At 65.7% G+C, this 5,195-nt stretch carries 7 protein-coding genes; 4 read left to right on the plus strand and 3 right to left on the minus strand.

The genetic code is table 11. From position 1 onward, the window contains the following. The coding region (locus tag SCI24_RS20765; protein ID WP_318727180.1) for a PLP-dependent aminotransferase family protein at window positions 1-1,226 on the minus strand (1,226 nt) is incomplete at its 3' end. Window positions 1,227-1,294: 68 nt separating this feature from the next. Here SCI24_RS20765 and SCI24_RS20770 point away from each other — a divergent pair. The 3 genes from SCI24_RS20770 to SCI24_RS20780 all read left to right on the plus strand — a co-directional run bounded on the left by SCI24_RS20770 (window position 1,295) and on the right by SCI24_RS20780 (window position 3,260). Next, on the plus strand, window positions 1,295-1,843 hold the full coding sequence (locus SCI24_RS20770; protein ID WP_318727185.1) for a LysE family translocator: 549 nt from the start codon (window positions 1,295-1,297) through the stop codon (window positions 1,841-1,843). 11 nt (window positions 1,844-1,854) lie between these two features. Further along, on the plus strand, window positions 1,855-2,556 hold the full coding sequence (locus tag SCI24_RS20775) for an aspartate/glutamate racemase family protein (RefSeq protein ID WP_318727181.1): 702 nt from the start codon (window positions 1,855-1,857) through the stop codon (window positions 2,554-2,556). 203 nt (window positions 2,557-2,759) lie between these two features. Further along, window positions 2,760-3,260 carry a VOC family protein gene (locus tag SCI24_RS20780; RefSeq protein ID WP_318727182.1) on the plus strand — a complete coding sequence of 167 codons (501 nt, stop codon included), beginning with the start codon at window positions 2,760-2,762 and terminating at the stop codon, window positions 3,258-3,260. A gap of 336 nt (window positions 3,261-3,596) precedes the next feature. On the opposite strand, the gene SCI24_RS20785 is transcribed toward SCI24_RS20780, so the two are convergent. Further along, window positions 3,597-4,139, minus strand: coding sequence for a tyrosine-type recombinase/integrase (locus SCI24_RS20785; RefSeq protein WP_318727186.1), 543 nt, complete (start codon window positions 4,137-4,139; stop codon window positions 3,597-3,599). Further along, window positions 4,079-4,561 (minus strand): phage integrase N-terminal SAM-like domain-containing protein, encoded by a 483-nt coding sequence (locus tag SCI24_RS20790; RefSeq protein ID WP_318727183.1) that lies wholly within the window; start codon window positions 4,559-4,561, stop codon window positions 4,079-4,081. Before SCI24_RS20790 ends, SCI24_RS20785 begins: the two co-directional genes overlap by 61 nt. A gap of 226 nt (window positions 4,562-4,787) precedes the next feature. Between SCI24_RS20790 and SCI24_RS20795 the strand changes: the two genes are divergently transcribed. After that, window positions 4,788-5,135: a GNAT family N-acetyltransferase gene (locus tag SCI24_RS20795; RefSeq protein WP_318727184.1), complete on the plus strand. Its 348-nt coding sequence runs from the start codon at window positions 4,788-4,790 to the stop codon at window positions 5,133-5,135. Window positions 5,136-5,195 lie beyond the last annotated feature (60 nt).

Here is a 5,195-nt window from a genome sequence, read left to right on the forward strand (position 1 = left end):
CGCTCCTCCAGGGCGGCGAGCAGCTCGGCGGCGCGCAACCCCTCCGGCAGCGTCAGCCAGAGGTTGTTGCCGTGGGGCCGCCCGGTCGGGGCGTACTCCGCCAGCCACCGGCGGGCCAGGCGCTGGCGTTCGGCCTGTTCCTCGATCTGCCAGGCCAGCAGGCGCTCGGCATCGGCGCTCTCCACACAGCGGCAGACGGCCTCCACCATCAGCGGCGGGACCATCCAGCTCTGGGCGCGCACCGCTGCACCCAGCGGCTCCAGCAGCGCCTCCGGCACCCGCAGGGCGCCAATGCGCAGCCCGCCCGCCAACACCTTGGCGGTGCTGAAGGCGAACAGGGTGCGCTCCGGGGCCAGCCGGTAGAGCGGGGTGCCGCGCTCGGCCTCCGGCAGGTACTGCACCCCATCCTCCAGGATCCAGAACTCGTGCTGCCTGGCCAGCGCCGCCAGGCGCTCGCGCCGGTCCTCGCTCAGCACGGCGCCGGTGGGGTTGTTCTGGTCCGGCGTGACGTAGACCAGCCGCGGCGGCTGCTGGGCACACAGCCGCGCCAGGGCCTCCATGTCCATGCCCGCGTCGTCCAGGGGCACGGCCAGCGTCTTGAGGTGCGCCTGGCGGGCGGCACCGATCAGCCCGGGGTAGGTGAGGGCGTCGGCGGCGATCCGCTCGCCGGGGCGCGTCAGCGCCCGCAGCGTCAGGTCGATGCCGTGCTGTCCCCCCTGGGTGATCACCAGGGCCTCAGGCGAGACCGGCATGCCCAGGCGGGTCATCCAGGCGGCGAGGCGCTCGCGGTGCCCCGCCAGGCCGCGCTCCGGCTGATAGGCCACGGCACGCTCCAGCGCCGCGCGATCCTCGGCGATCCCGGCCAGCGCCTGGCCCAGCAGGGCGGCGCGCAGCGGGTGGGGCGGCGGCAGGCTGAGGCTGAGATCGATCAGGCCCTCGTCCTCTGGCGAGGCGGCGGCCAGGAAGGGGGAGGTGGCGGCCTGCTCGGTGCCGCGCACATAGGTGCCGCTGCCCACCCGCGCCGAGACCGACCCCCGACGCTCGGCCTCGGCATAGGCGCGTGACACCGTGCCCACGGTCACGCCCAGGGCATCGGCCAGGCGGCGCTGGGGCGGCAGCTTGCGCCCCGGGGGCAGCTCGCCAGCCTGGATGGCACGGGCGATCGCCTCTGCGATGGCGCGGTAGCGGGGGCCCGACTCGGTGAGCCGGGGTGTCCAGATTGTCATGGTGACAATAAAACCTTTGACGCCAGGATTGTGCCCATTAAGCTGAAAATTCACGGGCTGTATCGACAATAACCCCTGGCCCCACCCACGTGATGCTCACCGCCTCCGGGGCCAACTTCGGCTTCCTGCGCACCCTGCCGCACATGCTCGGCATCCTGGGGGGCTGCTTCCTGCTGTTTGCCGGCATCGCCCTGGGGCTGGGCCTGCTCTTCGAGCGCTACCCGCTGGTGCAGACGATCCTGCGGGTGGTGGGCAGCGGCTACCTGCTCTATCTGGCCTGGCGCATCGCCACGGCGCCGCCGCCGGACCTGCGGCGGCGCGGCGAGGGGCGCCCGCTAAGCTTCTGGCAGGCGGCGGCCTTCCAGTTCGCCAACCCCAAGGCCTGGGTGATGGGGCTGGCGCTGATGGCGGGCTTCCTGCCCGGCGATGGCAATACCCTGGTCAACGCCCTGCTGCTGGCCGGGTTTGCCGAGCTGGTGGCCCTGCCCTGCATCGCGCTCTGGGCGGGCTTCGGCATGGCCATCGGCCGCTGGCTCGACACGCCCCGCGCCTGGCGGATCTTCAACGGCGTGATGGGGGCGCTCACCGCCGCCTGCGTGATCTTTATCCTGGGGTAAGAGGAGGGAAGATGAAGACGATAGGGCTGATCGGCGGCATGAGCTGGGAATCGACCCAGACCTACTACCGGCTCATCAACCAGGGGGTGAAGGCGCGGCTGGGCGGGCTGCACTCCGCCCGGCTGGTGCTCTACAGCGTGGACTTCGCCGAGATCGAGGCGCTGCAGCGCCGCGGCGACTGGGCGGCCACGGTGCAGATCCTCGGCGCGGCGGCCCGCTCCCTGGCGGCGGCCGGCGCCGACTTCATGGTGCTGTGCACCAACACCATGCACAAGGTCGCCCCGCAGCTCGAGCAGGCCGTGGAGATTCCCCTGCTGCACATCGCCGATGCCACCGCCCGAGAACTGCACCGGCAGGGCGTGACCCGGGTGGGGCTGCTCGGCACCCGCTTCACCATGGAGCAGGCCTTCTACCGCGAGCGCCTGGAGGCGCAGGGCATTCGGGTGCTGATTCCCGATGCCGCCCAGCGCGAGAGGGTGCACGCCGTCATCTACGACGAGCTATGCCGCAGCGAGATCCGCGCGGACTCGAGAGCTGAGTACCTTGAGATCGTGGCCTCGCTGGACGAGCAGGGCGCACAGGGCGTCATCCTAGGCTGCACGGAGATCGGGCTGCTGGTCCAGGCCGACGATACGGCCGTTCCCCTCTTCGACACCACCGCCATCCACGCCGAACAGGCGGTAGAGGCCGCACTGGCGACCCCGGCGTCATAGCGCCTGCCGGCGAGCCCCGTCGGATCGGCCTCTATCGAAAAAATCCTCGCCGGTTGTCGATCTGGCCCTTCCTCACGCGACTACCGGGTGAGAGGTCCCGGTAGCGCACAAGGGTGAATCGGCGTCGGCCAGTTGGCCGTGGCCCTGTGCCTGGAGGGAAGCGACTGGGCGGTACTCGACCTGGAACCATGATGGAGGAGCCCATGACGACGATTGCCAAGAACACGATTTGCCTCTGGTACGAGCGCGATGCCGAGGAGGCGGCGAACTTCTACGCCAGGACCTTTCCCGATTCCTCCGTCGGCGCGGTCCATCGCGCACCGGGAGACTACCCGGCGGGCAAGCAGGGTGATGTCTTGACCGTCGAGTTCACCGTGATGGGCATTCCCTGCCTGGGGCTTAACGGTGGCCCCGGCATCCTGCACAACGAGGCGTTCTCGTTCCATGTGGCCACCGAGGACCAGGCCGAGACCGACCGCTACTGGAAGGCGATCGTCGGCAACGGCGGCCAGGAGAGCGACTGCGGCTGGTGCAGGGACAAGTGGGGCGTCTCCTGGCAGATTACCCCCATCGCGCTCACCAGGGCCTACACCAGCCCCGACCGCGCCGCCGCCAAGCGGGCGTTCGATGCCATGATGACGATGAAGAAGATCGACATCGCCGTGATCGAAGCGGCGGTTCGTGGCGAGACGCCGACGGGCTGACAACGGCATGCCGCGGACGGAGCCGCGTGCCGCCACTGCTGAGTGTTGACCGACCAAACAAGGCCCCCGAGTCACTCACCTGGCTCGGGGGCCTTGTGTTTGGCGCCGTAATGCTTCGGCAGCCGGCATGGATGCCGACACACCTTGAGCGGTGCCTGCGACCAATCGGGGTGTGGCATCCATCGGCACTCTCGCATACGCTGACGGGTCAAGGTCGCTTAGACGATCAGGCGATATGCCACTACATGCAGCGCAGGGACTACCGCAGGGATGGCAGGGAGCCATCATGGCTTGCCGGGTAGGGGCGGTAGCGTGCCTCGGCCCCCAAACACACCCTCACCCAAGAGGGCTCCTTACTCCTGCAAAGCCCTTGCCCAATACATGGGTATAGATCTGAGTCGTTTCCACGCTCTTATGGCCAAGCAACTCCTGTACCGTGCGGATATCCGTGCCCTGGTTCAGCAGCTGAGTGGCGAAGCTGTGCCGCAGGGTATGGCAAGAGCCTGGACGGGTAAGTGAAGCAGCACGCATGGCGTGTCTGACCGCTCTTTGCACCGCTGATGGATGGATATGATGTAGCACGACCTTGCCGGTATCGTCGAAGCAAGGGCGGCTGGCGGGAAAGAGCCATTGCCAGGCCAGCGAGACACCGGCATTGGGGTACTTGCGATCGAGCGCGTTGGGCAGTGTCACCGGCACAACGCCATGCTGCAGTCGATCGTCAAGCTGATGTTTGGCCACGGTGATACTGTGCTGTACGGCGGGAATGCTGACCGCCGGGAGGAGAGTGGTTCTGTCCTTGTCGCCCTTGCCGGCTCTCACTGTGATGATCTGACGGTCGAAGTCGATATCGCGGACACGTAATCGGCACGTCTCGATGAGCCGAAGCCTGAGCCATACATCAAGGTCGCCATCAGGTGCATGGGGCCGGACAGATGGCTCAACACGCGCATCACATCCTCGTGAGAAAGCACCACCGGAAGCCGGCGAGGGCGCTTGGCACGTGAGAACAGTCCGATATCTCCCAAGGGCTGATCGAGTACGTGCCGATAGAGAAACACAAGGGCATTCAGCGCCTGATTCTGCGTGGCCGCCGCTACCCGGCGTTCCACTGCCAAATGTTCCAGGAAGGCGCGTACCTCCGCTCCGCCCATGCCGGCGGGATGCCGGACCCCGTGGAAGCGAATGAAGTAGCGTATCCAGTAGCAGTAGGTCTTCTCGGTGCGTGGGCTGTAGCGTTTCACCCGCAGGGTGGCCCTGACCCGGTCCATCAGCTTCGGCGGTTTGCTGTGCGTATCCATACTCCCATCCTCTCGATGCATGGATGTACATACAATATTATTGGCGCTGGCAAAACGCGCAAGCGCGCGAATTCTGTATAGGTGGCCAAGGTTTCCTTTGGGCGTCATGAAATCAAAGAGTTAGCTGAGGAAAGGTTGCGCTGATAAGATTGTTGAACACGCATGCTCGTTCAAGTCAATAAACGAGCGCGCTGTCTAATACCTGTTACATGGTGAAGCCAGGCCTATGATTTCGGTGAAACTGAGGAACCTTGGTCACCAAGATAAAGAGGCTGTCATTGCCATGCTTGGAGATCCTGAGGTAATGAGGTTTCTTGGGCCTCGTCGCGCCCTGGCAGAAGACGAGGCAGATTCGTGGTTCGAGAGTGCGCTCGCTAACCCGACCCGCTTCGCTGTTGCCAACGCTGATACTGACGAGTTCATCGGGTTCTGCGGCATTAAACAGATGGATGGTGTTCAGGATTTCGGCTATTTCATCAGATCGGAGTTTTGGGGCAACGGCATAGCTGCCGAGGCATGCGAATTGGCAATTGAAAGGCTATCCTCTGAGATCGATTTAAGTGATTATGCATAATTAATCGTGCGCTCCGTGCCGTAATCCCCGAGCAGGCGATGGACCTCAGCGCAGAGCCGA

Source organism: Halomonas sp. (assembly GCF_033549285.1).
Classification (GTDB): domain Bacteria; phylum Pseudomonadota; class Gammaproteobacteria; order Pseudomonadales; family Halomonadaceae; genus Halomonas.

Bases quoted from the DNA above. Each gene is read 5' to 3' on its own strand.
- SCI24_RS20775 (WP_318727181.1), top strand. From the start codon at position 1,855: ATGAAGACGATAGGGCTGATCGGCGGCATGAGCTGGGAATCGACCCAG.
- SCI24_RS20780 (WP_318727182.1), top strand. From the start codon at position 2,760: ATGACGACGATTGCCAAGAACACGATTTGCCTCTGGTACGAGCGCGAT.
- SCI24_RS20790 (WP_318727183.1), bottom strand. From the start codon at position 4,561: ATGGATACGCACAGCAAACCGCCGAAGCTGATGGACCGGGTCAGGGCC.
- SCI24_RS20795 (WP_318727184.1), top strand. From the start codon at position 4,788: ATGATTTCGGTGAAACTGAGGAACCTTGGTCACCAAGATAAAGAGGCT.